The sequence below is a fragment of the Rhizobacter sp. Root1221 genome, from assembly GCF_001425785.1.
In the GTDB taxonomy this organism is placed as follows: domain Bacteria; phylum Pseudomonadota; class Gammaproteobacteria; order Burkholderiales; family Burkholderiaceae_C; genus Rhizobacter.
In genome coordinates this window covers 164,246-190,663 of record NZ_LMDI01000056.1, presented here as the reverse complement: position 1 = coordinate 190,663, position 26,418 = coordinate 164,246, and the positions used below count along the sequence as shown (strand labels likewise).

22 protein-coding genes are annotated in these 26,418 nt (G+C 67.7%); 17 read left to right on the top strand and 5 right to left on the bottom strand.

All coding sequences use genetic code 11. From position 1 onward, the window contains the following. Positions 1–120: 120 nt before the first annotated feature. Positions 121–840 carry a type III secretion system effector XopAI gene (gene xopAI, locus ASC87_RS32260; RefSeq protein WP_157604389.1) on the bottom strand — a complete coding sequence of 240 codons (720 nt, stop codon included), beginning with the start codon at positions 838–840 and terminating at the stop codon, positions 121–123. A gap of 965 nt (positions 841–1,805) precedes the next feature. Between xopAI and ASC87_RS26930 the strand changes: the two genes are divergently transcribed. Further along, the gene (locus ASC87_RS26930; protein ID WP_235582312.1) at positions 1,806–2,558 is read left to right on the top strand and encodes an expansin EXLX1 family cellulose-binding protein; all 753 of its coding nucleotides are present in this window, start codon (positions 1,806–1,808) and stop codon (positions 2,556–2,558) included. 21 nt (positions 2,559–2,579) lie between these two features. Here the strand turns inward: ASC87_RS26930 and ASC87_RS26925 are convergent, their stop codons facing one another. Next, a complete protein-coding gene (locus tag ASC87_RS26925; protein WP_056670528.1) occupies positions 2,580–3,470 on the bottom strand; it encodes a methylglyoxal synthase in 891 nt (296 codons plus the stop codon). A 207-nt stretch (positions 3,471–3,677) separates the two neighbouring features. Between ASC87_RS26925 and ASC87_RS26920 the strand changes: the two genes are divergently transcribed. The 10 genes from ASC87_RS26920 (at position 3,678) to xopX (ending at position 17,916) form a co-directional block, all read left to right on the top strand. Then, positions 3,678–4,811, top strand: a complete 1,134-nt coding sequence (locus ASC87_RS26920; RefSeq protein ID WP_056670339.1) for a flagellar biosynthesis protein FlhB — start codon at positions 3,678–3,680, stop codon at positions 4,809–4,811. Between the two features lie 3 nt (positions 4,812–4,814). Further along, positions 4,815–6,905 (top strand): flagellar biosynthesis protein FlhA, encoded by a 2,091-nt coding sequence (gene flhA / locus ASC87_RS26915; RefSeq protein ID WP_056670336.1) that lies wholly within the window; start codon positions 4,815–4,817, stop codon positions 6,903–6,905. A 79-nt stretch (positions 6,906–6,984) separates the two neighbouring features. Then, positions 6,985–8,616, top strand: coding sequence for a flagellar biosynthesis protein FlhF (gene flhF, locus ASC87_RS26910; protein ID WP_056670333.1), 1,632 nt, complete (start codon positions 6,985–6,987; stop codon positions 8,614–8,616). A 43-nt stretch (positions 8,617–8,659) separates the two neighbouring features. Then, the gene (locus ASC87_RS26905) at positions 8,660–9,436 is read left to right on the top strand and encodes a hypothetical protein (RefSeq protein WP_056670330.1); all 777 of its coding nucleotides are present in this window, start codon (positions 8,660–8,662) and stop codon (positions 9,434–9,436) included. Positions 9,437–9,451: 15 nt separating this feature from the next. Beyond that, the gene (locus ASC87_RS26900) at positions 9,452–10,165 is read left to right on the top strand and encodes an RNA polymerase sigma factor FliA (protein ID WP_056670327.1); all 714 of its coding nucleotides are present in this window, start codon (positions 9,452–9,454) and stop codon (positions 10,163–10,165) included. A gap of 31 nt (positions 10,166–10,196) precedes the next feature. After that, entirely contained in the window at positions 10,197–11,546 is a 1,350-nt protein-coding gene (locus ASC87_RS26895) for a methyl-accepting chemotaxis protein (RefSeq protein WP_056670324.1), read from the top strand. Between the two features lie 221 nt (positions 11,547–11,767). After that, the gene (locus ASC87_RS26890; RefSeq protein WP_157604388.1) at positions 11,768–12,919 is read left to right on the top strand and encodes an ABC transporter substrate-binding protein; all 1,152 of its coding nucleotides are present in this window, start codon (positions 11,768–11,770) and stop codon (positions 12,917–12,919) included. Positions 12,920–13,078: 159 nt separating this feature from the next. After that, on the top strand, positions 13,079–14,758 hold the full coding sequence (locus ASC87_RS26885) for an alpha-amylase family protein (RefSeq protein WP_082568989.1): 1,680 nt from the start codon (positions 13,079–13,081) through the stop codon (positions 14,756–14,758). Between the two features lie 45 nt (positions 14,759–14,803). Then, positions 14,804–15,553, top strand: a complete 750-nt coding sequence (locus ASC87_RS26880; RefSeq protein WP_056670318.1) for a class I SAM-dependent methyltransferase — start codon at positions 14,804–14,806, stop codon at positions 15,551–15,553. Between the two features lie 245 nt (positions 15,554–15,798). Next, positions 15,799–17,916 carry a XopX family type III secretion system effector gene (xopX, locus tag ASC87_RS26875; RefSeq protein ID WP_235582311.1) on the top strand — a complete coding sequence of 706 codons (2,118 nt, stop codon included), beginning with the start codon at positions 15,799–15,801 and terminating at the stop codon, positions 17,914–17,916. Between the two features lie 55 nt (positions 17,917–17,971). Here xopX and ASC87_RS26870 read toward each other — a convergent pair whose 3' ends face one another. Beyond that, positions 17,972–18,652: a TIGR02117 family protein gene (locus tag ASC87_RS26870; protein WP_056670313.1), complete on the bottom strand. Its 681-nt coding sequence runs from the start codon at positions 18,650–18,652 to the stop codon at positions 17,972–17,974. Positions 18,653–18,717: 65 nt separating this feature from the next. Further along, complete coding sequence (locus tag ASC87_RS26865; protein WP_056670310.1) at positions 18,718–19,146, bottom strand: GFA family protein; 429 nt, start codon at positions 19,144–19,146, stop codon at positions 18,718–18,720. A gap of 151 nt (positions 19,147–19,297) precedes the next feature. Here ASC87_RS26865 and ASC87_RS26860 point away from each other — a divergent pair, with 151 nt between their 5' ends. Further along, positions 19,298–20,446, top strand: a complete 1,149-nt coding sequence (locus ASC87_RS26860) for an AI-2E family transporter (RefSeq protein WP_082568988.1) — start codon at positions 19,298–19,300, stop codon at positions 20,444–20,446. A 21-nt stretch (positions 20,447–20,467) separates the two neighbouring features. Here the strand turns inward: ASC87_RS26860 and fliE are convergent, their stop codons facing one another. Next, entirely contained in the window at positions 20,468–20,809 is a 342-nt protein-coding gene (fliE, locus tag ASC87_RS26855) for a flagellar hook-basal body complex protein FliE (protein ID WP_056670307.1), read from the bottom strand. A 190-nt stretch (positions 20,810–20,999) separates the two neighbouring features. Between fliE and fliF the strand changes: the two genes are divergently transcribed. From fliF to fliJ, 5 genes are all read left to right on the top strand, one after another. Then, on the top strand, positions 21,000–22,676 hold the full coding sequence (gene fliF, locus ASC87_RS26850) for a flagellar basal-body MS-ring/collar protein FliF (protein ID WP_056670304.1): 1,677 nt from the start codon (positions 21,000–21,002) through the stop codon (positions 22,674–22,676). Positions 22,677–22,714: 38 nt separating this feature from the next. Further along, a complete protein-coding gene (gene fliG, locus ASC87_RS26845) occupies positions 22,715–23,710 on the top strand; it encodes a flagellar motor switch protein FliG (RefSeq protein WP_056670300.1) in 996 nt (331 codons plus the stop codon). After that, positions 23,697–24,482, top strand: a complete 786-nt coding sequence (locus ASC87_RS26840) for a FliH/SctL family protein (protein WP_056670296.1) — start codon at positions 23,697–23,699, stop codon at positions 24,480–24,482. Before fliG ends, ASC87_RS26840 begins: the two co-directional genes overlap by 14 nt. Before the next feature lie 65 nt (positions 24,483–24,547). Continuing rightward, positions 24,548–25,918 (top strand): flagellar protein export ATPase FliI, encoded by a 1,371-nt coding sequence (gene fliI / locus ASC87_RS26835; RefSeq protein ID WP_056670521.1) that lies wholly within the window; start codon positions 24,548–24,550, stop codon positions 25,916–25,918. A 14-nt stretch (positions 25,919–25,932) separates the two neighbouring features. Continuing rightward, entirely contained in the window at positions 25,933–26,412 is a 480-nt protein-coding gene (fliJ, locus tag ASC87_RS26830; RefSeq protein ID WP_056670293.1) for a flagellar export protein FliJ, read from the top strand. Positions 26,413–26,418: the final 6 nt, after the last annotated feature.

Genomic DNA, 26,418 nt, shown 5'->3' with positions numbered 1-26,418 from the left:
CGATCACGGCGAACGGGTGGGATCGATCAGAGGCTGCAGAACGTGCGGAGTTGCCTGCTGGATCAAGTGCTACAGCATCTCGCGCTGGGTCGACGACTGCCAATCAACGTACCAAACCCGTCAATCAACTTGTTCCTGAGTAATGCTCAGGAAATGCCGAGGAGAGTTCTTTTCTTCGATTTTATTTGTCAAATATTGAGTTCCTGGAGGAAAGAGGACCTCCGACTCGTGCGCGTGTATTGAAAATTCGGCTATGCATTTGCCAGATGTTGAATGCGTCTCCCATTCCACGCTGCGATTTTGCCATGCATTTTCTTTTGAGCTGGCCGTTGCAAAGAAGCTCCAGTCAGTATATTTTTCACCTTCTTTGTGCCTCCCTAGTACCCGGTCGAGAGGCTGGTCATCGCCCGTATAAACATGGCCCTCGTGAATGAACCGATCCGGCAGGGCATTGAGTGCGGAAATAATTGCTTTGGCATACGACAGTCCCAGCGGATTATCAGGTAATTCGTCTCCTTCCAAAGCGTTCATGACAATTGGATGATGAGTGGATGCAGTCCATGAGCGCAATGCAATGAGATCTTCTGTGGGGATATGCCTGATATCTGGATTGGCACTTTTTATGTGGTTGATCTTCTCTGCGTAGTCGGCGTATACCGCTTCGGGTGTCCTGTGGTATTGCGTCGTCAATCGGCTGGTCTTGACATGCGATAAGAATGCCCTCTTGAACTCCTGCCGATCTTCCTCCGTGGTTCTGAAGTCGGAACCTTGTTGGGATATCTTATGCTTCAACTCGGTTTTTGCTTCCTCGGAATAGAGGTGCGGGTACTCTTCTGTCAATTGGTGAGTGAATAATGTCGGCTCGTCAAATGTGACGGGCGATGCAAAAAACGTTGGTATCCGAGGTGCGTTGGCCGAATCTGAGGCCCTTCCAGGGGCGGGATTGCGTGGTGGGCTGGAGCCGGCCGAACTTGTCGAGCTGCCTGAACGAGAGTGCAAATACTCGTGAGTTTCCAGTGAATGCGCTTGATGCCTATGCGCGCCAGTGCCGTGCGTTGTGCGCGCGGGACTGGCGGCGGGGGAATTCGTGCTGTGTCTCGAGATGCTGCAACCCATTTTGATTCCAAGATTTCCTTAGGGGCCGCTGATCAACTCCGTATTCGGTCATGCCAGCATGAGCGGAATTTCGAGTTCACGATTTGAACGGATCAGCGGAAATTAATATTGATTCGTGTGATGGAATGGCATTATTCACGCTCAAGGCGAACCAATGCCTTATAGCGTCATTTCCAGAAGGCGCTTCTTGGCAATCACCGGATTGGCCAGACCGGACGAGCTGTACAGCTGCGCCTCGCTTTTATGCCTACTCCGTTGCGGCGTTGCGCGGGGCGCATGCCCTCCAACTTTGTCAAGACAACAACCCAGGTGTCACCTTGAACCAGGAAGACGCCATCCTGATCGCTCACTCCCACACTGGATGCGCAGAAGGCGAAGTCGGACGGGAAACAGCGAAGAAGACACACCCGGCTGCCTATCCTGGGTGGCAGTCTGGTCATGGCTTGTTGCAGGTCCTCCGCTGCGCAATCACCGAACTTGGGCGGCCGTGCCCGCAGATTGGCCAGTTCGGCGACTGCGAAGTGCTTACGCAATTTGCGCTCTCGAACATCCGCGGGGCGGCAGTTTTGTCACAGGGCAGGAGAGAATCACGCCAAGCCGCGAAATGGATGGCGTTGTGCTGCCTGGGCCAACCTCAAGGTGAGGTCGTGCCCTGCAACGGCGTGGGAAAACCCAGGGTGGAAATGAAAATGAACCAAAGCGCCGCGCGCTCCGTCGCACTTGTCATGCTCTTGATGCTGGCAGCTTGCGGAGGAGGCGGCGGTGGCGACGCGTCGGACTCCGGCCAGGGGCAGGTTGGCGCCGGGGACGACACCACCACGACCACCCCTGGCACCGGCACCACGCTGTCCGCCACTCACACGGGTGAAGGCACGTTCTACGGCGCCACGGGGCAAGGCAACTGCAGCTTCGATGCGAGCCCCGGCAACCTCATGGTCGCGGCGATGAACCAGACCGACTATGCCGGCAGCGCGGCGTGTGGCGAGTTCGTCCAGGTGACGGGGCCGAAAGGCACGGTCACCGTCCGCATCACGGACCGCTGCCCCGAATGCAAGCCGGGTGACATCGACCTGAGCGAGCAGGCCTTCGCCAAGATTGCCGACCCCGTGGCCGGGCGCGTGCCGATCAGCTGGCAGGTGGTGGCCGGCGACGTGAGCGGCCCGGTGGCCTACCGCTACAAGGAAGGCAGCACCCGCTTCTGGGTGGCGATCCAGGTGCGCAACCACCGCTTGCCCATCACCGCACTCGACATCAAGCCCAGCGGCAGCACGGCATGGATCACGGTGGAGCGGTTGGAATACAACTACTTCGTCTATCCCGCGGCCATCGCCGCCGGCCCCGTGGAGGTGCGTGTCACGGCGCTGGGTGGCGCCACGCTGCTGGAGACGTTGCCCGAGCCCCAGGGCGGGCTGGTCGTTCAAGGCTCGGCGCAGTTCCCGTGAGCGCGCAGCGCCCTCGGCCTCTCAGCTCGACGCGATCCCCACCGCCACCGCCCAGCGCCGCGCCATCGCCGGGGAGTTGGCGCAGGTAGCGTGCCGCGTCACGCTGCACACGGAGCGTTCCAGCAGCTGGATGTCGGCCTCGTGCTGGCGGGCCACGTGGGGGTCCTCGAAGAACAGCACCTTGTCGCAGCGCTGGTCGAGCACCAGTTCGGCGATCTGGGCGTCGCCGCCGAGCGGGCCGCTCAGGTAACGGTGCACCCAGGGGGTGGCCCGCGGCCAGCCGCGCGACCACGCGAGTTCGTTGAGCCGCTGCCCCGTGGTGCCGGTGGCCACCCGGCTCACGGCGCGGCTCAGCAGGTCAAAGTTGTCGGCGGCGAATTCCACCATCTGGGCCTTGAGCGCATCGTGGGCGATCAGCGCGAGGTTTCGCTTCGACACGTCGAGCAGGCCGCGGGCGGTGTCGTCCACCACGCCGGCGTGGGCCCCTTCCACCGCCATCCACTCGATGGCACCCGCCACGGTGGAGATGAACGGTTTCTGGTGGGTGACACATTGGCGCTTCAGCGCCGCGGCCTCCGGGTACAGCGTGGAGGGGTCCACCGGGTCGATCAGGTAGACGATGCCGTCGAGGGCCTGGTTCTCGTAGGCGCCCCCGGCGATGTGGGAGACGAGCCGCATCAGGCCGCCTTCGCCGCCGGACGGGTAGGCCACCAGGCCCTCGTACCCGCCCAGCGACGCCGAGCGGGAGAGGGTGGCGTAGGCGCCGCCGACCGCGTGCAGGCGCAGGCCCATGGCGCGAATGCTGTCGCCGCTTTCCCGGGCCCAGGTGAGCAGGCCGCCGTCCGGAGACGTGCGGTGGAGTTTGCTGGCGGCCAGGCCGAAGCGGCGGGCGGTGCGGGACGTGTCGGTCATGGATGGCATCGAAGGGTCGGACATCTGAACCGATTCTCGCAGCCTGCAGGGCGCTTCGGGGCGTGATTTCCATCACGGGCAGGCCCGGGCCTTCGGGCGGGCCGCTGCGGCGCCAGGGGCCGAATTGGGCGGCGTTTCCCCCTCTGATCGCCCTCAAGTTTTCGGTACTGCTTGAAACAATGACGAGGCCATTCCTCCACCTCCGTCATGTCCGAAGACAAGAATTTACCCGCCTCAGCACGCAAGCTGCAGAAGGCCCGCGAAGACGGGCAGATCGCCCGTTCGCGCGACTTCGGCCACTTGGCGGCCATCGCGGCGGGTGGCGGGGTGCTGGTGGCCGCGGCCCCCATGCTGTCGAGCTGGATGAAGGACCTGCTGGCCAACGGCCTGCGGTTCAACGCCGCCTCGGTGCAGAACACCGGGTTCATGGGTGAGCGCCTCGGCGAGCTGGTGATGAAGATGCTGCTCGTGGTGCTGCCGATGGGCGCCCTGATGTCCCTCGTGGCCGTGGGCGCCAGCATCGCCATCGGCGGCTGGGTGTGGACGTTCAAGCCCATGACACCCGACCTGATGAAGCTCAACCCGCTGTCCGGCCTGGGCCGGGTCTTCTCGAAACAGCAACTGATCGACGCGCTGAAGGCCTCGGTGCTGGCGCTGATCCTCGGCACCATCGGCGCGGTCTACCTGCGCCGCCACGTGGATTCGTTCGGTGGCGCGCTGTCGATGCCGCTGCCCGCCGCGCTGTCGCATGCCGGCTCGGTGATCCTGGGCGGCCTGCTGCTGCTGCTGGTGGCCCTGGCCGTGTTCGCCGCCATCGACGTGCCGCTGCAGCGCCACATGCACATGGCCAAGCTCAAGATGAGCCACCAGGAAGTGAAGCAGGAACACAAGGACGTCGAAGGCAACCTGGAGATGAAGGCCAAGGTTCGCGCCCGGATGCGCGAGATGGCCAACCGCCGGATGATCGCCGCCGTCCCGGGCGCCGACCTGGTGGTGATGAACCCGACCCACTACGCCGTGGCGCTGAAGTACGAAGAGGGCGGCATGGGCGCCCCGAAGGTCGTCGCCAAGGGCGCCGACCTGATGGCGATGAAGATCCGCGACACCGCGAAAGAGGCCCAGGTGCCCGTGCTCCAGGCCCCGGTGCTCGCCCGCGCGCTCTACGCCCACGCCGAAGTGGACCGGGAGATCCCGGCCGCACTGTTCTCGGCGGTGGCCCAGGTGCTCGCCTACGTGTACCAGCTGCGTGCCGCGCTCGCCGGCCGCATGGCCATGCCGGGCGCGCTGCCCGAACTGAACGTCCCGGTCGAACTCGACCCCCACCACAAACCGGCAGGTTGATCGATGAACGCACTGATCGCCAAACTGCAAAGCCTCCTCGGCCCCCACGCCACCGCCATCAAGGCGTTGATGGCGCCCGTCTTCATCATCCTGCTGCTGTCGATGATGGTGCTGCCGCTGCCGGCATTCGCACTGGACCTGCTGTTCACCTTCAACATCGCCATCGCGCTGATGGTGATGATGGTGGCGGCCTACATGGTCAAGCCGCTCGACTTCTCGGCCTTCCCGATGGTCATCCTGCTGACCACGCTGCTGCGGCTGTCGCTGAACATCGCGTCCACCCGGGTGGTGCTGCTCGAAGGCCACACCGGCACGGGCGCGGCGGGCAAGGTGATCGAGTCGTTCGGCCACTTCCTGATCGGCGGCAACTTCGCCGTGGGCCTGATCGTGTTCGCCATCCTCGTGGTGATCAACTTCGTCGTGGTGACCAAGGGTGCCGAGCGCATCGCCGAAGTCGGCGCGCGCTTCACCCTGGACGCCATGCCCGGCAAGCAGATGGCCATCGACGCCGACCTGAACGCCGGCCTGATCGACGAACGCGAGGCCAAGCGCCGCCGCGCCGAGGTGGGCGACGAGGCGGAATTCTTCGGCTCCATGGACGGTGCCAGCAAGTTCGTGCGCGGCGACGCGATGGCGGGCCTGCTGATCCTCGCGATCAACATCGTGGGCGGCTTCATCATCGGCGTCGTGCAGCACGACCTGTCGGCGGCCCAAGCCGCCAACAGCTACATCCTGCTCGCCATCGGTGACGCACTCGTGGCCCAGGTGCCGGCGCTGCTGATCTCGGTGGCGGCGGCCCTCGTGGTGTCGCGCGTCGGCAAGGAGCAGGACGTCGGCACCCAGATTTCCGGCCAGGTGTTCAACTCGCCCCGCGTGCTGGGCATCACGGCCGGCGTGATCGGGTTGCTCGGGATCATCCCCGGCATGCCGCACCTGGTGTTCCTGATGATCTCGGGCGGCCTCGGCTACGGCGCCTGGTGGATGCACAAGCGCGACGAACGCCGCAAGGCCGAACCGCCGCCCCGTGCCGTCACCCCGTCGCAGGAACCCAACGCCGAAGCCAGCTGGGACGACCTGCTGCCGGTGGACACCCTGGGCCTCGAGGTGGGTTACCGCCTGATCGCACTGGTCGACAAGGCCCGCCAGGGCGACCTGCTGCAGCGCATCAAGGGCGTGCGGCGCAAGTTCGCCCAGGACGTGGGTTTCCTGCCGCCGCCCGTGCACATCCGCGACAACCTGGAGCTCAAGCCCAGCATGTACCGGCTGACGCTGCGCGGCGCCGTCGTGGGCGAGGGCGAGGCCTTCCCGGGCATGCTGCTCGCCATCAACCCGGGCGGTGCCACCACCACCCTGATCGGCACCAAGACGACCGACCCGGCATTCGGATTGCCCGCCGTCTGGATCGAGGAGCGCCAGCGCGAATCAGCCCAAATGAACGGATTTACCGTTGTTGATTGCTCGACCGTGGTGGCCACCCATCTTTCACACTTGATGCAAGTGAATGCGGCCCGCTTGTTGGGACGCGTCGAAACCCAGCAACTGGTTGAACACGTGACGAAGTTGGCACCCAAGATGATCGAAGACGTGGTTCCGAAGATGGTCGCCATTCCGGCCCTGCAGAAAGTGCTGCAGCTGCTGCTGGAAGAAGGCGTGCACATCCGCGACATGCGCTCCATCGTGGAAAGCCTGGCCGAACACGCCTCCGTCGTCAGCGACCCGGCCGAACTGGCCCGCCGCATCCGCATCAGCCTGGCCCCGTCCATCGTGCAGCAGATCTACGGCCCGGTGCAGGAGCTGGACGTGATCGCCCTCGAACCCGAACTCGAACGCATCGTGACCCAGGCGCTGAATTCGCCGCACGGTGCCGCGCTCGACCCGGGCGTGGCCGACACGCTGGCCCGCAGCGCCGCCCAATCGGCGAAGCGCCAGGAAGACCTGGGCCACCCCGCCTGCCTGCTGGTGCCGGACCTGATCCGCGCCCCGATGGCCCGCCTGCTCAAACGCGCCGCGCCCCGCCTGCGGGTGCTCGGCCACAGCGAGATCCCCGAAACCCACTCGATCCGCATCGGTTCGATCATCGGGGGCACGCCATGAGCCTGAACCTGTTCTGCCGGACCGGTCGCGCTGACCGCTCCCTCTCGATTCCGCGCATTTCCCGCCTTGGAGGCAACCCATGAACGTCAAACGCTTTACCGCGCGCACCTCGCGCGACGCCCTGACCCTGGTGCGCCAGGCGTTCGGCGATGACGCCGTCGTGTTGTCCACGAAGCCCTGCCCGGAAGGTGTGGAGGTGCTGGCGATGGCGCCTGAGAGCGTCCAGCAGATCGAGCGCCTGTCGGCCTCGTCGATGTCCGGCGCCCATGCCCCGGCCCGTGCCGCCGCCCCGCGCCAGCCGAAGCCGGCCGCCCGGCCCGCCGCCCCGGTGGCCGCCCCCGCGGTGTCGCACCAGGAAGAGATCACCGACGACGTGGCCCGCCTGTCGATGAGCACGCTGTCGTTCCAGGACTACGTGCGCGAACGCATGCTCAAGCGCCGCCAGGCCGCGCTGCGCGCCGAAAACCAGCGTCACCAGGAACCGTCGTTCGGCGCCGAGCCGGAGCAGCTGCCGGTGGCCATCGAACAACGCCTGGCCGCCCGCAACGTGGTGCCCATGCCGCAAAAGCCCGTGCAACCGATCGAGGTGGCCCCGGCCCCGGCGCCAGCCCCGATGGCCCGCCAGGCGCAGACCCACCGCTCACCACCCGTGCTGCGCGAGGAAGTGCGCGCCGCCGCGGCCGTTGCTGCCGCCGCGCCGGCCACCCCGATCCCGTCGCTCGCCGACGCCGGCCTGGCGCCCGCCGCCGTGGCCTCGGCCCGCCGCGAACAGCAGGACATGATGAACGAGCTGCGCTCCATGAAGGGCCTCATCGAGGACCGCTTCGGTGCGCTCGCCTTCATGGAAAAGATGCAGCGCCACCCGGCGCAGGCCCAGCTGATCCAGAAGCTGCTCGACTGCGGCTTCTCGCCCGCCCTCGTGCGCAAGCTGACCGAAACGCTGCCCACCGACGCGGCCGATGAAACCGCGTGGGCCGCCAACGTGCTCGAACGCAACCTGATCACCGGCGAAGCCGAACCGGCCCTGGAAGACCAGGGCGGTGTGTACGCCCTGATCGGTTCCACCGGCGTGGGCAAGACCACCACCACCGCGAAGATCGCGGCGGCATTCGCCACCAAGTACGGCGCCGCCAACCTGGGCCTGATCACGCTGGACGCCTACCGGGTGGCCGCCCACGAACAACTGCGCGCCTACGGCCGCATCCTCGGCGTGCCGGTGCACACGGCCCACGACCGGGCCTCGCTCGAAGACCTGCTGGAGCTGCTGTCGTCGAAGAAGATGGTGCTGATCGACACGGCCGGCATGGCCCAGCGCGACAGCCGCACCCGCGAACTGCTCGACATGCTGGCCCACCGCTCCATCCAGAAGCTGCTGGTGGTGAACGCCTCGGCCCAGGGTGAAACCATCGAGGACGTGATGCTCGCGTACAAGGCCTCGGCCTGCAAGGGCATCGTGCTGTCGAAGATGGACGAAGCCGTGAAGCTGGCCCCGGCCCTCGACGCCGTGATCCGCCACAAGCTGAAAGTGGTGGGCGTGGCCAACGGCCAGCGTGTGCCGGAAGACTGGCACCGCCTGTCGGCCCACGCGCTCGTGCACCGCGCGCTGCGCGCCAGCACGAACCCGGCGTACCGCATGGACGCCGACGACGTGAACCTGATCTTCACGGCCCGCCAGCAAGCCCAGCGTCCGCGCCCGACGCTGCATGCCTGATCGCGCCCCGACGACGACCCCGCGTTCCCCAGACAGCGCCGCCATGCACGACGACTATCAAGACTCCCTCTACCCCCAAGACCAGGCCCACGGTCTGCGCCAGCTGTTCGCCCATGCCCGCGTGCGCATGGTGCCGGTGGTCGCGAACCCGCACATGGCTTTCGGCGGGGTGATGCTGGAGCGCCTCTGCACCGCTTTCGCCGAACTCGGCGCGCACGTGATGGTGATCGACGCCTCCGATCGGGCCCCGGCCACCTCCGAGTTGTCGGTGATGGACCTGTCCGAATGCATCGAGACGCTGTCGCCCCAGGTCTCGTACATGGCCGCCCGCGGGCTCCCGCTGCGCTACGTCGATTCCACCGGCTCCACGGCCGCGTTCCTGCAGGCCGCGTCGGACGCCGCGCCGCACGTGGACGTGATCCTCGTGCACGCCACCGAATCCGACCTGTGCCGCCTTTTCATGCGCAGCGAGGCCCGCCCGCTGCTGCTGGCCGACGATCGCCCGGCCAGCGTCACCCACGCTTACGCGGCGATGAAGCTGCTCACCCAACGCGCGCAGCTGATGGTGCACGACCTGCTGCTGTGCGCCGCGCCCGCGTCGCCCCGGGTCGAGCGCATCGCCACGCAGATCGCCACCTGCGCGGACAACTTCCTCGGTGCGGTGCTGCGCGACTGGCTGCACGTCGACCCCGCCTCGGACGCCCGCGAAGCGCCGGCCCCCGCGTTGCGCCGCTGGGCGCGCGAGGTGATGGGCCCCGCCGCCGCCCCCCTTGCCGCGGGTTCGTTCCGCGCCAACCCTCTCCAGCACGCGCTGAATTGACCTCTCGGAGCCCACATGTACACCGCCAAAGGCCAACTTGATGTCAACACGATGCTCAAGCAGTACAGCCCGCTGGTGCGGCGACTCGCCCACCAGATGATCGCCAAGCTGCCGGCCAACGTCGAACTCGACGACCTGATCCAGGTCGGCATGATCGGCCTGACCGATGCGCTGAGCCGCTTCGATGCCCAGCAGGGCGTGCAGTTCGAGACCTTCGCCACGCAGCGCATCCGCGGTGCGATGCTCGACGAACTGCGCGGCAACGACTACCTGTCGCGCGGCATCCGCAAGCAGCAGCGCAGCATCGAGTCCGCCGTGCACAAGCTCGAGCAGAAGCTCGGACGGGCGCCGGCCGAAAGCGAGATCGCCCGCGAGATGGGCGTCACGCTGGTCGAGTACCAGGAACTGCTCGGCAAGGTGCGTGGCACCCAGCTCGTGTACCTCGAGGACATGAGTGGCGACGAAGGCGACAACGACTTCCTCGACCGCCACGTGGCAGAGGAGGGCGGCAACCCGCTCGCCCAGCTGCAGGACCACCGCATGCGCGAGGCGCTCGTCGAGGGCATCAAGACGCTCCCCGAGCGTGAGCAGTACGTGATGAGCATGTACTACGAGCACGACATGAACCTGAAGGAAATCGCGGCGGTGCTCAAAGTCACCGAATCGCGTGTGTGCCAGCTGCACAGCCAATCCATCGCCCGGCTGCGCGTCAAACTCCGCGAGTGGTGAATCCACGCGCTCATTGAACGGACCCCAGTCCATGTTCCATGTCTTCAAGAAGGCCGCGGCCAACGCCCCGCAGGCCGAACCGGTTGCTGCTGCCGCGGGCCAGCCCGATCTGCGCGCCGCCGTGCAGTCGATCAGCCAGCAGGCCGCCACGATGGGGCGCGAGGCCGCCGAGGTGCGCGGCCAGCTGGACGATGCCATCAAGGTGTCGGCCCGCCAGGCCCAGGCCGTGGCGGCGTTGGCCGACCAGCTCAAGAAGATCACCGCGGCGCAGCACGACATCCGCGCCGTGAGCACCGGCAGCCTCGGTGCCGTGTCGCGCGCGCGCCAGGCCGTGGTGGACGTGGGGACGGAGGTCTCCGGCATCGTGGACTCGCTGCGCGACGTGGCGGGTGCCGCCCAGCAGATCACCCAGATCGCGTTGCAGACGCGCCTGGTCGCGTTCAACGCGTCGGTGGAGGCCAAGCGTGCCGGTGAGGCCGGCCGCGGTTTTGGCGTGGTCGCGGATGCCGTCAAGGACCTGGCCTCCAAGGTGGAGCAATCGTCGAAGGCCATCATGAGCACGGTGGGCCAGCTCGATGCGCGCATCGGCGCACTGTCGCGCGAGATCCAGGTGCGGGCCGAGCACGCGGAGCAGGGTGCCGTGCACAAAGCGCTGGCCGAAGTGGAAACCGGTGTGTCCAGCATCAACGGCGCGGCCGACCGCAGCCGCGAGGTGTGCGATGGCCTGAACGGCCAGATGTCCGAGATCGAGACCGAGATGAACCGGTCGAGCCATGCGCTCGATTCGGCGATGACCCGCAGCGAAGCCTTCCTGAAGGTATCGGAGCACCTGATCGAGTTGGTGGCCGAATGTGGCATCGAGACAGAAGACACCCCGTTCATCCAGGGCGTGACCGACGCTGCCGCGCAGATCAGCCAGTTGCTCGAGGACGCGGTGCGCACGAACGCCATCTCGATGGCCGACCTGTTCGACGAAAGCTACCGGCCCCTCCCCAACACCAACCCGGCGCAGCACACCACCCGCTTCATCGAGCTGGCCGACCGGCTGTTCCCGCAGGTGCAGGAACGTGTGCTGGGCGCGCACGGCAAGGCGGTGTTCTGCATCGCGGTGGACCGCAACGGCTATGTGGCCACGCACAACAAGGTGTACTGCAACCCGCAGCGTGGCGACCTGGCGTGGGACACGGCCAACAGCCGCTACCGCCGCATCTTCAACGACCGCACCGGCCTCGCGTCGGCGCGCAACAAGCGCCCGTTCCTGCTGCAGACCTATCGGCGCGACATGGGTGGCGGCAAGTTCGTGCTGCTCAAGGAAGCCGCGGCGCCCATCGTGGTGAACGGCAAACACTGGGGTGGCTTGCGCCTCGCCTTCAACTTCTGAGGGCCCCCAGGGCAGGGCCACGCCCAGCCCGCCCCCCCATGGGGTTCCGAGGAAACCTGGAGCGGCCCGGCGGTCCTCGAGAGGCCGTCGCGGGACCCTGACTTTCGAGTTAGGGATTGACTCGCCTATGGCCTTTAGCGGGGCCGGTCCATCGGGGATTGTCAGCCCGCAGCAAGGGTTGGCTCGGCAGAATGCCCGCCCCTTGACCCATGGATCCCCTGATGTATTCCCGATTCCTGCGTGACCTCCGAACCGGCTTGGCCGGCCTCCTGTGTGCGCTGGCTGCGGGCGGGGCGTTTGCCGTCGACGGCATCGTCGACAACACCATCCTGTTCGGCATGTCGTCGCCGCTGTCCGGTCCCACCGGGGCCTACGGCCGGCAGATGAAGGAGGGCATCGAAGCCTGTTTCGCCCGTGTGAACGGGGCCGGCGGTGTGCAGGGCAAGCGGCTGAAGCTCGTGGCGCTGGATGATGGCTACGAGGTCGACCCCGCCGTGGCCAACACCAGGCGGCTGATCGAGCAGGACAAGGTGTTCGGCCTGATGGCCTTCTACGGCACCGCGTCGTCGGTGGCCGTGATGCCGGTGATCGACCGTGCGGCAGTGCCGCTGATCGGCACCATCAGCGGTGCCGAGGCGCTGCGTTCGCCGGCCAACCGGAACATGTTCCACCTGCGTGCGAGCTATGGCGACGAAACCGCGGCCATCGTGCGCAACCTGCTGACCGTGGGCATGAACCGCATCGCCGTGCTGTACCAGGACGACGGCTTCGGCCAAGCCGGGTTGAAGGGCGTGCAGCTCGCGTTGACCGCACGGGGCTTGAATCCGGTGGCCACTGCTGCGGTGACGCGCAACTCGGTCGACGTGGGCGCGGCCGTGACGGCCCTCGCGGCCGCCAAGCCGCAGGCGGTCGTGATGGTGACCCTGTACCGGCCCACGGCCGCGTTCATCCAGCAGATGCGCCAGACCGGGCAACACCCGTACTTCGTGGCGCTGTCGCCTGTGGGCACCGACCAGCTCATCGCCGAGCTGGGCCCCGACGCGTCGCGCGGCATCCAGGTGGCGCAGGTGATTCCGTACCCGTGGGGTGACAAGCTGGAGGTCGTGCGTGACTACAAGCGCGACCTCGCGGCCTTCTCGAAACCCGCCGCACCGTCGTACTACGGGCTCGAGGGTTACGTGAACGCACGGCTCGTGGTGGCGGCCCTCGAACGGGTCGGCGCGAACCCCACCCGCGAGCGCCTGGCGGCCGCGCTGCATGCCGCGCCGTTCGACCTGGGCGGCTACCGCGTGCAGTTCGACACGAAGGGCAACCAAGGCTCCAACTACGTCGAGATCAGCGTGATCGGGGCCAATGGCCGCATCCTGAACTGAGCGCTCGTCGCCCTCGGCGCGGGCCCGCCGGAACGGCGAAGAGGGTTGGCGAAGCCACGCGCGTCGATTCCTCCCGACTGTCCGGGTGGACCACCATTGACAGATCTCTTAACCGATTCAGAATTGGCGCGTCCCGACCTACTTGTCCGTGCGCCACCCATGACGTCCTCCCACAAATTCCGTTCCGGGCTCTTGATCGCGAGCCTCTCCCTCCCGTTGATTTCCTGCGGCGGAGGCGGTGATTCAGCCACACCGGCACCCGCGGGCCCGATCGCCGTCACCGTGTCCGCGGCCGCCGGCGCCCCGGAGGCGCGCCTCGCGTGTTTCAAGGGCGTGGTCACGCCCGAATGCAACCTGCGCATGTACCAGGTCATGGTCGAGGCCTTCGCCGATGGCGATGCGTCGGCCAACTACGGCACCGGCTACGGTTCGAGCACACACCGTGGCGACCTGAAGGGCATCACCGACGCGCTCGACTACATCAAGGGCACCGGTGTCAACGCGCTGTGGCTCACGCCGATCTTCGAGTCCGTGGAAAAGAGCGGCCAGGACGACTGGACCGACCGGCTCGACGCCACCGGCTACTTCGCGAGCAACTACTTCAAGGTGGACCCGAAGTTCGGCACCTCGGCGCAGTTCAAGACGCTGGTGGACGAGGCCCATGCCCGCGGCCTCTACGTGTTCCTCGACGGCGTGTTCGGGCACTACAAGGACAACCTCGCCGTGTCGCCCACGTCGAAGCTGCCGAAGAATGGCAATTGCACGAACCTGCAGGGCGGCACGTATGCCCCGGGTGCGAACCAGGCCTGCGCCGACTACGGCGATCCGGCCACGCTCGCGTTTTTCCAGGAGGTGGTGACCCACTGGATCACCACGTACAAGATCGACGGCTGGCGCCTCGACCAGGCCTACCAAGTGCCGGTGGCGCAGTGGGCCGCGCTGAGGCAGACCGTGGCCACGGCCTCCGCCAGCGTCAGCTACACCAACGGCACCGGCGCCACGGTGCAGCCCCTCGGCCACATGGTGGGTGAACTCTGGGCGGGCGAGGCCGACATCCAGGCCCGCGGCTACGGCACGGCCGGCGCACCCGGGCTGCCTTCGGCCTTCGACTTCCCCGGCCGCTACCGCCTCGTGCAGACGCTGGCCGGCGAAGAGGCGCAGGCCACCAGCCAGAAGGCCAACCTGCCGGCCAGCAACCTCGCGGGCACGTACGACACCTACGCGGCGTACCCCGACCACGCGATGCCCAACCTGATGCTGACGAACCACGACCTCGTGCGGTTCGGCGACCTGATCCAGCGCGCGGGCCTCGGCAATCCCGACCAGGACATCTACTGGCAGCGCCACAAGGCCGCGTTCGCGTACATGGCCGCCCACAGCGGCCCGGTGACGCTGTACTACGGTGACGAGATCGGCCAGGAGGTGGCGAACTTCGCGGCCCAGGTGACCAGCAACTGCGCGGTGCAGGGCCTGTGCGACGATCACGTGAGCCGCACCACCGGCAAGGTGCTGAACCTGTCGGCCCGCGAGACCGACCTGAAGGCCCACGTTGCCACGCTGATGGGCCTGCGTGACACGAACCCGGCCCTGGCCGCCGGCTCGCGCACGCACGTGTACTCGGATGCCAACGTCTACATCGACCGCAAGGATGCGGGCAGCAACCGCGTGCTGTTCGTGATGAACACCAGCACCCGCGAGGCCACGGTCACGCTGAAGGCCTCGGCCATCGGCTCGCCCGGCAACCTGACCGACCTGGGCGACAACAGCCTCGTGGTGCCGGGTGCCGACGGCTATGTGATCCCGGTGCCGGCGATGGCAGGGCGGTTCCTGAAGTTCTGACGGCAGCGCACGGGGGGCGGCCGGGTTTGCGGCCAGAATGCCGCCATGTCCCTCCGCCTGATCTGGCCTCTCCCGGCGCTGCTCACCTGGGCCGCCGCCTGGGCCCTGTTCATCGGCCTCTCGCGGGTGGACGCGGTGCCCGCCTGGCTCGCACTGGTGCTGGCCACCGCGCTCGGGGTGTGTGGGGCGCTGTTCGGGGGCACCCGCTGGCGCACGGTATTCATCGCGCTGGGGTTCCCGCTGTCGCTGCTGGCCTCGGGGGCTGCGGCCGGTGTGCCGGCGTGGGTGTGGCTCTTTCCGCTGGCAGCCGTGTTCGCGCTGTACCCGGTGCACGCGTGGCGCGATGCCCCGGTGTTCCCCACGCCGCGCGGTGCGCTCGGTGGCCTGCCGGCGCTGGTGCCGTTGCCGCCCGGTGCACAGGCGGTGGACGCGGGCTGCGGGTTCGGAGACGGCCTCCGTGAACTGCATGCGGCCTACCCTGCGGCGCGGCTCGTGGGCCTGGAGTGGAGTTGGCCGCTGACGTTGTTGTGCCGCCTGCGCTGCCGTTGGCTCGGCGTTCCGGCAGCGGTGCGCCGCGCCGACATCTGGCGCGAGGACTGGTCGGCCTATGACCTCGTCTACCTGTTCCAGCGGCCCGAAAGCATGCCGCGCGCGATGGCCAAGGCGGCCACCGAACTGAAACCGGGTGCGTGGCTCGCGAGCCTGGAGTTCGAGGCTGCGGGTGTGAAACCCACCGCCGTGGCGCAGTGCCCCGACGGACGTCCGGTGTGGTTGTACCGGGCGCCGTGGCGCTGAGGGAGCGACGGACTGCGCCCGGGCGTTGTCGGCGTTTCGTGCCGGCAGCCATGGCTTCGCGGGCCGGAGGACCACGGCGGATGCCGTCGCCATCATCGGACTCCCGGGAGGGGGACGGCCCGCCGCTTTCGCGTCATGGCGAGCGCGCCACCGTTCCCGTTCCTTCACCGCAGTACGGCTCAGCGCGCCCCAGGCGACCCGTCATGCGGTGCCGTGGCGTGCGGCCGATCAAGGGAGCTCATAACTTGAAGACCTCATCTGTCAGCGTGTCGCCACGCCCGTCCTCCGCATCCTCCGCCGACGCCTCGACCCTTCCACCGTCGCCGGTTGCCACGTCCACGCCTGCATCCCACGGCGCACTCGATGCGTTGCCCGCCGCTTCACGCATGGGTCGCGGCACCCCCTCGCCCGATCGCGATCCTGCCGCCGCGCGGGCGCCGCGTGCGGCCCAATTGCCTGGCGCCACCGCGGATTCCTGGTCCGGCACGATCTTCACGGGCTTGAAGCACGCAGCGGTCAACATCGGCCACGCCCCGGCCAAGCTGGCGCATGGCGTGATGAATGCGCCGGCCAAGTTGACCCAGGTGGTCATGGGAATCCCCTCTGCCTTGCGCAACGCACCTTCCACGTTGGGGACGGCCGCCAGGCATCTGTGGACGCTGACCGACCTGCGCACCATGCTGCAGCCCCGTGCCGACGATCCCGATTTCCTGCGGATCCTGCGCGGCAATGACCTCGAGGCGCCGACCGAGGCCACGCTGGCCCAGTGCCGGCGGCACGTGGGCGACCTGCGCCGTCTCGTGGAGGCCCGTCACGGCCTGGAGGCCAAGTTCCAGGCCACGCTGCTCAAGGACATCCAGGCCGTGGAGCAGGCGCTCGACCCCCTGGAGAACGGCACGCCGGCCGGGGGCCGCGCGCTGAAGGCGTTGGCCAACCTGGTCAATCTGTGGCCGGTCGTCGTGCCCAGCCCGCTGCTGGCCAACCAGGCCAAGACCTTTGCCTACACGGTGGCAGCGGCCACGAAGGCGGTGGTGGGCGTGGCGGGCACCACGCTGCGCGCCACGGCCGACGGCCTGCCGTTTCCGCTGATGGGTGGCGAACTGGGACGCCAGGCCGATGAAGTGCACTTCTACCCGGCGCTGCTGAATGCGATCTTCCTGTCGCTGGAGATGACAAAGAAGTTCGGCTCAGAGTCGGCTCGCCACCAGATGGAATCGTTCGACCACAACAAGCTGGGCCATGCCGGCATCGCGGCGGCCTGCGGCATGGCCTTGATCGCGCCGTTCGTGTGGGACAGCGTGCAGAACGTGGCGAGCAAGGCGACGGGCGCCGTCGTGCGCGCGGGGGCATCCATCGAGGATTGGCGGGGCCATGCGCAGGAGGCGGACGCCATGCGCAGGCGGCTCACGCCCGGCGAGGTGGGCGGGCACGTCCACACGGAGCTGCAAGGGCTGTGGAAGGAGCTCGAGGCCGGCCGCGTGGCGCTCACGAAGGCCCGCGCCGATTTCACGGATCCGGCGTCCGGGCGCGAACTGACGCGCACGCTCAACTCGCAGGTCACGCACCTGCTGGGCACGATCGGCCGGTGCGCTGACCGGCTGGAAAAAGCGTTCAACCTGGCACCTGCGGCAAACGGGCCCGAGGGCGCCGTGGTGCCCGCCGGCGACACGAACTTCGCCTCCAAGCTGGCCCTGACCATCTTCGCCGCTGGCGTCACGGGGGCGACGGTGTTCCTGATCCAGCCCGATCCCATCGGGACGGTGGACCTGTCGGCCGATGCGGTGGTCGTGACGGCGGTGATGGCGCAGTCGGCCTGGAACAAACAGGCCACGCGGCAAGACGCGATGGAGCGCTTCAAGGGCATGGCCGCTACCAGCATGGTGATGGCGATGGCGCTGTCGGTCGACAAGCTCGCCAAGGCCTTCACCCCGGACGGCCTGATCGAGGCATCGCCCGAGGCGCCGTACTACGCGGCCCTGGTGATGACGGTGATGGCCATGACCATGCCCGGCCCGGTCGCGCGTGGTGCCGAACTGGCCATGAACTGGGGCGGCAACGCGATCGCGAGCCTGTTCAAGGGCCCCGACGGCACGGAACTGGTCACGATGGCGCCCCCGACACCCGAGGCGCTGGTGGCGTGGACGGAGGCGGTGTCCGAGCACGTCCAAGGCCTCGGCGACGATGAACTGCCCGCCTTCGAGCAGCGCGTCATGGAGAACCTGTCCCAGGTCATGGCCGATGCGAAGCAGGCCACCGACCCCGCCGCGGGCCCGTCGAACGCCGGCGTGACGCTCACGGAGATCACCGACCTGCCCGAGGTCCCCGAGGGCGAGGACGATCGCGGGAAGGCCGTCGTGGCGTAACGCCGGGTCCCAGGAGCCGCGCGCAGGAGCGGTCGATGCCTGCTCGCCTTCGCCCTCACGGGCGAGGTGCGGGCGCGAGGCGCGACACGACGTTGGGGGCGAACGGGGTCCACGGGCTCACCGGCACCCGTGCCGCGCGCAGGCCCTGGCCCGTCCAGGTGTTGCAGGTGGTGAAGAGATCGTACGCGCCGCGCGCTTCGAAGAAGGCGTCGGTGGGGCCGTAGTGGCGGCCGGGCACGGGCCGCGCCGGGGTCGTGCCGTCGTGCAGCGTGGCCGTGATGTGCTGCACCAGCGCGTCGTGGCCGGCGGCGTCCAGCGGCAGCCGCCACACACGTGTGCCGAGGTCCGTACGGCGCAACCACGTCACGTGCATGAGCGATCGTCCCGTGCCTGACAGCGCGCCCACGGCCCGGCCCACCGTGAGGTCGCGCCATTCCGGCGTGTTGAGGAAAAACTCCCGGTCGCCCCAGCCGATGGCCACGAACGAGGCATCGGGCGGCATGCTGCGGAAATGCGCCGGATCGAACACCGAGGTCCAGTCGATGCGTTCCGAGCGCACCGGCAGCACGAGGTCGGTGTGAACGCCATTCGACACGACGTAGGCCTCGATGTCGGCGGCAGGGGCGGGCGTGCCCACGGGCAGCAGCGGGAGCGAAAACGCCGTTGCCGCGTACAGCGCCACGGCTGTCAAGGCCCCCGCGATGGTCCAGCCGATTCCGAAGAGTGCGCGGCGCATGGTGGGTCGAAGTGATGGTGAGGCCTCTAGGGTAATTCCCCCGGAGACCACGCTGCGTGCCGGGGTCAGCCCGGCCACAGCACCTCCGACGGAGGGAACTCGGCGTAACTCGGCAGTTGTTCCACCGTCTCGACCCACTGCAGGCGTTCCGCATGCCAGTACTGGAACGCCGGGGCCAGGGCGTCGGGGTCGTCGAAGCTGCCGATGGTGAGGTCCACGAGCCCGGGCAGGTAGTCCGCCGCGAACATGATCTGGGTGCCACACCGCGGGCAGAACCCGCGGCGGCAACCGGGTGAGGATTCGTACACGGTGGGATGCAGCGACAGGAAATCGACCTGCAGTTGCTGGTACATGGCCCACGCCACGCTGGGGGCGGCGTTGGCCCGGCGGCACATGCTGCAGTGGCAAAGCGCCGCGGCGATGGGGGCACCCGTCACGCGGTAGCGCACGGCGCGGCACTGGCAGCCGCCGAGCAGGTCGGGGGTGGTCGTCATGCGGGCACTCCTTGCGGCCGTCAGGTGGACAGTTTAGGGGGCAGCGCACATTTTGCAGCCCCCCCTACCTTCGGGCACTTGAGGCCATCGACCGACGGACACTTTGCTTCGCTTGCGCGTTCCCTTCCTGGCGTGCGGATAGGATGGCGGGATGAACCTGCCTCGCCCGCTCAAGTCCTCCCGGTTCGAATCCCGGGTCTTCCTGCTGTTGCTGGTCGCGGTGACACTCGCGTTCGGATGGATCCTGGTGCCGTTTTTCGGGGCGGTGTTCTGGGGCGTGGTGATGGCGATCTTGTTTTCGCCGCTGTACCGCAAGCTGGTGCCGCGGCTCAAGGGGCGGCGCACGTTGGCGGCGTTGCTGACGATGGCGGTGATCCTCGTGATCGTCATCCTGCCGCTCGGGCTGATCACCGGGGCGCTGGTGCGCGAAGGGGCTGCGGTGTACGAGCGCATCCAGAGCGGCGAGTTGAACTTCGCCAACTACTTCGCCCAGGTCTATGCCGTGCTGCCCCACTGGCTCACGTCGCTGCTCGACCGCGCCGGGCTCGGCAACCTCGCCGAGTTGCAGGAGAAGCTGACTTCCAGCCTGCGCCAGATCAGCCAGTTCGTGGCCACGCAGGCACTGGCCATCGGGCAGAACACCCTCGACGTGGTGATCAGCTTCTTCATCATGCTGTACCTGATGTTCTTCCTGCTGCGCGACGGGGTGGGGCTGTCGCGCCGCATCCGCGACGCGGTGCCGCTGAACGATGCGCACAAGCGGGAACTGTCGGCGAAGTTCGCCACGGTGGTCCGGGCCACGGTGAAGGGGAATGTGCTGGTCGCGGTGGCCCAGGGCGCGCTCGGCGGCATCGCGTTTGCCTTCCTCGGCATCCATGCGGCGCTGCTGTGGGCCGTGCTGATGGCGTTCCTGTCGCTGCTCCCGGCGGTGGGTGCGGGCCTGATCTGGGCGCCGGTGGCCATCTACTTCCTCGTGACCGGGGCGGTGTGGAAGGGCGTGGTGCTGATCGGCTACGGCGTGCTGGTGATCGGCCTGGTCGACAACGTGCTGCGCCCGGTGCTCGTGGGCAAGGACACCAAGATGCCCGACTACGTGGTGCTGATCTCCACGCTGGGCGGCATGGCCATCTTCGGCCTGAACGGGTTCGTGATCGGCCCCGTGATCGCCGCCATGTTCATGGCCGTGTGGGACCTGTTCGTGGTGGAACGGGCCGAGTTCCCGGAGCAGATCGAACACATCGTGGTCAGTCATCCGGCCGAACGCCGGGATTCGCCGCCGCCGCACGATCGGCCCGAGTGACCCCTGGCTTCCGCCGGGGCGTCACACGGTCATGTTCATGATCTCGGAGTAAGCCGAAACCAGCTTGTTGCGCACCTGCATCGTGGCCTGGAAGCCGATCTGCGCCTTCTGCATGGCCACCATGGTCTCCTCGAGGCTGACGGTGGGGTTGCCGAGCTGCACCTGCTTTTGCATGTCGCTCGCCTGGTTGTAGGTGTCGCTGACACCCCGCAGCGCCTGGGACAGCGCCTGCTGGAAATCCGGTCCTTGCACACCTGCGGTGCCGGCGGCCTTGTTGTTGTTCGCCAGGGGCAGGCCGTTGACACCCAGCCCCGCCCGGGCGGCGGCCTGGGCGAAGTTGAAAGGTTTGAGGGTCACGTCCATGAGAGCTCCTTGGTGACGCCGGGCACAGGGGGTCGGCGGTCGATGGTGTGACTTTAGGGAAAGATGTGAACGGGGGTGTTGGGAACTGACGGCCGTTTGGCTGGTTGTTCCCCCGATCCGTCCCCCTCAAGTTTCCAAATAATTCGATTCAACCGGTGGGCCTGTGCCTGCCTTGCCTGAATCGAAAACCATGGACAACGCGATCGCCGTCGCTACACCGACCACGCTGGTACCTGCCGCCCCCGGGCTCGGTACGCGCCTGGCCGCATTGCCGATGAAAAGCCGGGTGAGCCTGGGCCTCGGCGTGGCGGCCCTGGTGGCCGTGCTGGCCGCCATCACGCTGTGGAGCAGCCAGGGTGACTACAAGGTGCTGTACGCCAACCTGTCCGACAAGGACGGCGGCGCCATCATCTCCCAACTGTCCACGATGGGCGTGCCCTACAAGTACTCCGAAGGCGGCAGCGCCATCCTCGTGCCGGCGGCCAACGTGCACGACCTGCGCCTGAAGCTGGCCTCGGCCGGCCTGCCGAAGGGGTCCGTCGTCGGTTTCGAGCTGATGGACGGCGCCAAGTTCGGCCAGACCCAGTTCCAGGAACGCCTGACGTTCCAGCGCGGCCTCGAAGGTGAACTGACCCGCTCGATCACATCGATGGCTTCCGTGCAAAACGCACGCGTGCACCTGGCGCTGCCGAACCAGAATGGGTTCTTCCGCGAACAGCAGAAGCCGAGCGCCTCCGTGATGCTGACCCTTTTCCCCGGCCGCACCCTCGATCGCGCCCAGGTGGCCGGCATCGTGCACCTGGTGTCGAGCAGCGTGCCCGAGCTGAACCCCAAGGCCGTCAGCGTGCTGGACCAGACCGGCGCGCTGCTGTCGGGTTCGCCCGAAGACAACGGTTCGGGCCTCGACGCCCAGCAACTGCAGTACGTGAACCAGGTCGAGACGCAGTTCAACAAGCGCATCCTCGACATCCTCGACCCGGTGGTGGGGCGCGACAACCTGCGCGCCCAGGTCACCGCCGACATCGACTTCTCGCGCACCGAATCCACGTCGGAAGAGTTCCGGCCGAACCAGGGCGAAAACGCCGAAGCCGCCGTGCGCAGCATGCAGCGCACCGAGCAGAACGGCCAGAACGGTTCGGGCGCCACCGGCATCCCGGGCGCCACGTCGAACCAGCCCCCGGTGGCCGCCACCGCGCCGCTGACCGGTGCCTCGCAGCCGCTGCAGACCGCCCAGGGTGGTGCGGCCTCGAACAGCACGAGCCGCAAGGACTCGGTCACGAACTACGAGGTCGACAAGACCGTGCGCGTGACCCGCAACGCGACAGGCACCGTGCGCCGCCTGAATGCGGCGGTGGTCGTGAACCACCGCACGAACACCGACGCCAAGGGCAAGGTCACCACCGTGCCGCTGACGCCGGATGAACTCCAGAAGCTCGAGACACTGGTGCGCGAGATCGTCGGCTACAACGAAAAGCGCGGCGATTCGGTCAAGGTCATCAACGCCCCCTTCAAGGTGGAGCCGGTGGCTGTCGACAACACCCCGCTGTGGAAGCAGCCGCAAGTGCTCGACCTGCTGCGTGCCGCGGCCGTGCCGGCAGCGCTGGCGGTGGTGGCCCTGGCGATCGTGTTCGGCCTGATCCGCCCGGCGCTGAAGACGGCCAGGGTGGAAATGGACCCGAAGGGCAACAACCTCGATGCCGTGGTCGCCGACGACGAACTGCTGCCCATCGTGGAGCCCGGCAAGCTGCCTCAGCTGGAGGCGCCGCGTGCGAGCACCCACCTCACTGGCGCACGCGCCTTCGCCAAGGACAACCCCGCCGCCGTCGCGAACATCGTGCGCGGCTGGGTCAATGGCGAAATCGCCTGACCTCCATTCCCTGACTGAACCGGACGAACGACCACGCCATGGACTCCAAGGGACTCGAAGACTCGGCCATCCTGCTGATGTCGCTCGGAGAGGAAGAAGCCTCCGAGGTGTTCAAGCTGCTTGCGCCGAAAGAAGTGCAGGCCCTGGGCGAGACGATCGCCAGGATGAAAAGCATCCCGCGCGAACGCGTGGACGGGGTGCTGGAACGTTTCGCCGTGGTGGCGTCCGAGCAGAGCATGCTCGTGAGCGACACCGACGAGTACGTGAAGTCGGTGCTGCGCAAGGCGCTGGGCGACGACAAGGCGAACCTGCTGATCGACCGCATCCTGCAGGGCGGCGACATCAGCGGCATCGAAAGCCTCAAGTGGATGGACGCCGGTTCGGTGGCCGAACTGCTGCGCAACGAACACCCGCAGATCGTGGCCGCCATCCTCGTGCACCTGGACTACGACCAGTCGTCGTCCGTGCTCAAGTGTTTCACCGAACGCCAGCGCAACGAGGTGCTCGTGCGCATCGCCACGCTGGACGGCATCCAGCCGGCCGCGCTGAAGGACCTGAACGAAGTGATGAGCAAGGTGCTCGCCGGCGGCGACAAGCTGCGCAAGGCATCGCTCGGCGGCGTGAAGACCGCGGCCGAGATGATCAACCTGATGGGCGGCAGCATCGAGACCTCGGTGCTCGACTACATCCGCGAAGCCGACAACGAGCTCGCCCAGAAGATCATGGACAACATGTTCACGTTCGACGACCTCGAGAAGATCGACGACAAGGGCATCCAGCTGCTGCTGAAGGAAGTGCAGTCGGAGTCCCTCATCATCGCGCTGAAGGGCGCCACGCCGGAGATGCGCGAGAAGGTGTTCCGCAACATGTCGACCCGTGCGGCCGAAACGCTGCGCGAAGACCTGGAAGGCCGCGGCCCGGTGCGCGTGAGCGAGGTCGAGGCCGAGCAGAAGGAAATGCTGAAGGTGGTTCGCCGCCTGGCCGACGAAGGCCAGATCGTCCTCACCACCGGAGGCGACGATGAGTTCCTCTAAAAACGGACCGTCGCGTCCGGCCCCGCCGCCGCCGAACACGAACAACCAGGCCGCCAAGCCGTCCGGCTATGGCCGCTTCATCCCGCGCGAGGAACTGTCGTCGTTTGCCGCGTGGAACCTCGGTTCGCTCGACGGTTCGGCGCCCGCCGACAAGGGCGTGCAGCGCCCCGCGCCGCCGGAACCCGAAGCCCCGTCGCAGGAACAGGTGCTGGCCGAGGCCACGCGCGCGGCGCGCACGGCCGGCTACCAGGACGGGTACCGCGACGGCCTGGTGGCCCTCGAAGGGTTCAAGCAGAGCTTTGCATCGCAGGTCACGGCCCAGCTGGGCACCGTGACGCAGTCGTACATGGAGCAGCTCGACGCGCTGCAGCAGCAGATGGCGCGTGCGCTGGCCGTGTCGGCCACGCACCTGGCGCGCCAGATGGTGCGCAGCGAGATCGTGCAGCGCCCCGAGCTGGTCGTGGCCGTGGCCGAGGAAGCCGTGGAGACGCTGCTGCTGAGCGCCCGCCACATCACGCTGCGCGTGAACCCCGACGACGTGGCGCTCGTGTCGCAAGGTGCGGCCGACGTGCTGGCGGCACGTGGTGCGCGGGTGGTCAGCGATGCCTCCGTGTTGCGCGGCGGCTGCCTCGTGGAGTCCGACATCGGCGTGATCGACGCGAGCGTCGAGACCCGCTGGCGCCGTGCCGCGGCCTCGATCGGCTGCGACGAATCGTGGAAGGAAGCCCCGCTGCCTGCCGGTACCACGGAAGACGAGGACACCGACGCATGAAACATTCGCCCTTCGAGTCCGGTGCCGTCGAGGCCACCGACAAGTGGCAGCGCTACTTCGCCGACATGACCACCTTCTCGGCCGACCCCGTGCCGCTCGAAACCCAGGGCACGCTGGTGCGGGTGGCCGGGCTGGTGCTGGAGGCCGCGGGCATCCGCGTGCCGGTGGGCTCCGTGTGCCAGATCTTCATGGACGACCCGCGCCAGGACGGGCAACCGCCGGTGCTGGCCGAGGTGGTCGGCTTTTCCGGCGACCGCGCCTACCTGATGCCCACCGGTGAAACCCACGGCCTGGCCAGTGGCGCCCGCGTGGTGCCGCGCCCGTCACCCATCGTGCCGCTGAAACTCGGCGCGCCGCACCACCCGTGGCGCCGTGGCGAGGACCGCACGCTGCACCTGCCCGTGGGCGACGGCCTGCTCGGGCGTGTCATCGACTCGCACGGCCACCCCATCGACCGCCGCGGCCCGCTGCAGAACGTGCACAACGAACCGCTGATCCGCCGCCCCATCAACGCGATGGACCGCGACCCCATCAGGAAGCCGCTCGACACCGGCGTGCGTGCGATCAACTCGATGCTCACCGTGGGCCGGGGCCAGCGCATCGGCCTGTTCGCCGGCACCGGCGTGGGCAAGTCGGTGCTGCTGGGCATGATGGCGCGCTACACCGCGGCCGACGTGATCGTGGTCGGGCTGATCGGTGAACGGGGCCGTGAAGTCAAGGAATTCATCGAGGACATCCTCGGCGAGGAGGGCATCGCCCGTTCCGTCGTGGTGGCCGCTCCGGCCGATGCCCCGCCGCTCACCCGCATGCAGGGCGCCAACTACGCTACCGCGATCGCCGAACACTTCCGCGACCGCGGCCAGCACGTGCTGCTGCTGATGGATTCGCTGACCCGCTACGCGATGGCCCAACGCGAGATCGCGCTGGCCATCGGGGAACCACCCGCCACGAAGGGCTATCCGCCCAGCTGTTTCGCGAAGCTGCCGCAGCTCGTCGAGCGCAGCGGCAACGGCATCCACGGTGTGGGCTCGATCACCGCGTTCTACACCGTGCTGTCCGAGGGCGACGACCAGCAGGACCCGATTGCCGACGCGGCCCGAGGCATCCTCGACGGCCACATCGTGCTGTCGCGCGAACTGGCCGAAGCCGGCCACTACCCGGCCATCGACGTGGAACGCTCGATCTCCCGCGTGATGACCAACGTGAGCCCGCAAGAGCACATCGACGCGGCGCGCCGCTTCCGCCAGCTCTACGCGAAACACAACAAGGCACGCGACCTGATCCAGCTCGGCGCGTACTCGCCGGGGGCCGACCCGGAACTGGACCACGCCGTGCGCCTGCACCCGAAGATGGTCGAGCTGCTGCAGCAGGGCATGCACCAACCGTCGAGCCTGCCCGCGAGCGTGCGCGAACTTCGCGCCCTCGTCGGCGCCTGAACCAGGACTGAACCATGAGCCACACCGACCCGTCCCTCTCCCCGCTGATGGCCCTGCTGGGCCAGGCCGAACGCGAACGCGACGACGCCGTGGGCCATGCCCGCCGGGCCGAGACCGCGCAGGCCACCGCCCAGGGCCAGGCCGAGCAGCTCGTGGCGTACCGCCTCGACTACGAAGGCCGGTACCGCGAGAAGTTCAGCCGCCAGGCGTCCATCGACCAGTTCCAGACCTACCAGGGCTTCATGGGCCGCCTGTCGCTGGCCGTGGACCAGCAGCAGCTCATGGTCGCCAACGCGGCCCGCCGCGTCGAGGCCGCCCGTGCGGTGGTGCGCGAGCAGGAACTGCGCGTGGCATCGGTGCGCAAGCTGATCGAACGCCGCCTGGCCGAGCTGCGCCTGGCCGCCGACCGCCGCGACCAGAAGCAGACCGACGAATTCGCGAGCCGCGCCGCCTGGAACCGCCTGAACGAAGACCGCCAGTCCGCATCCGCCTGATTGCCG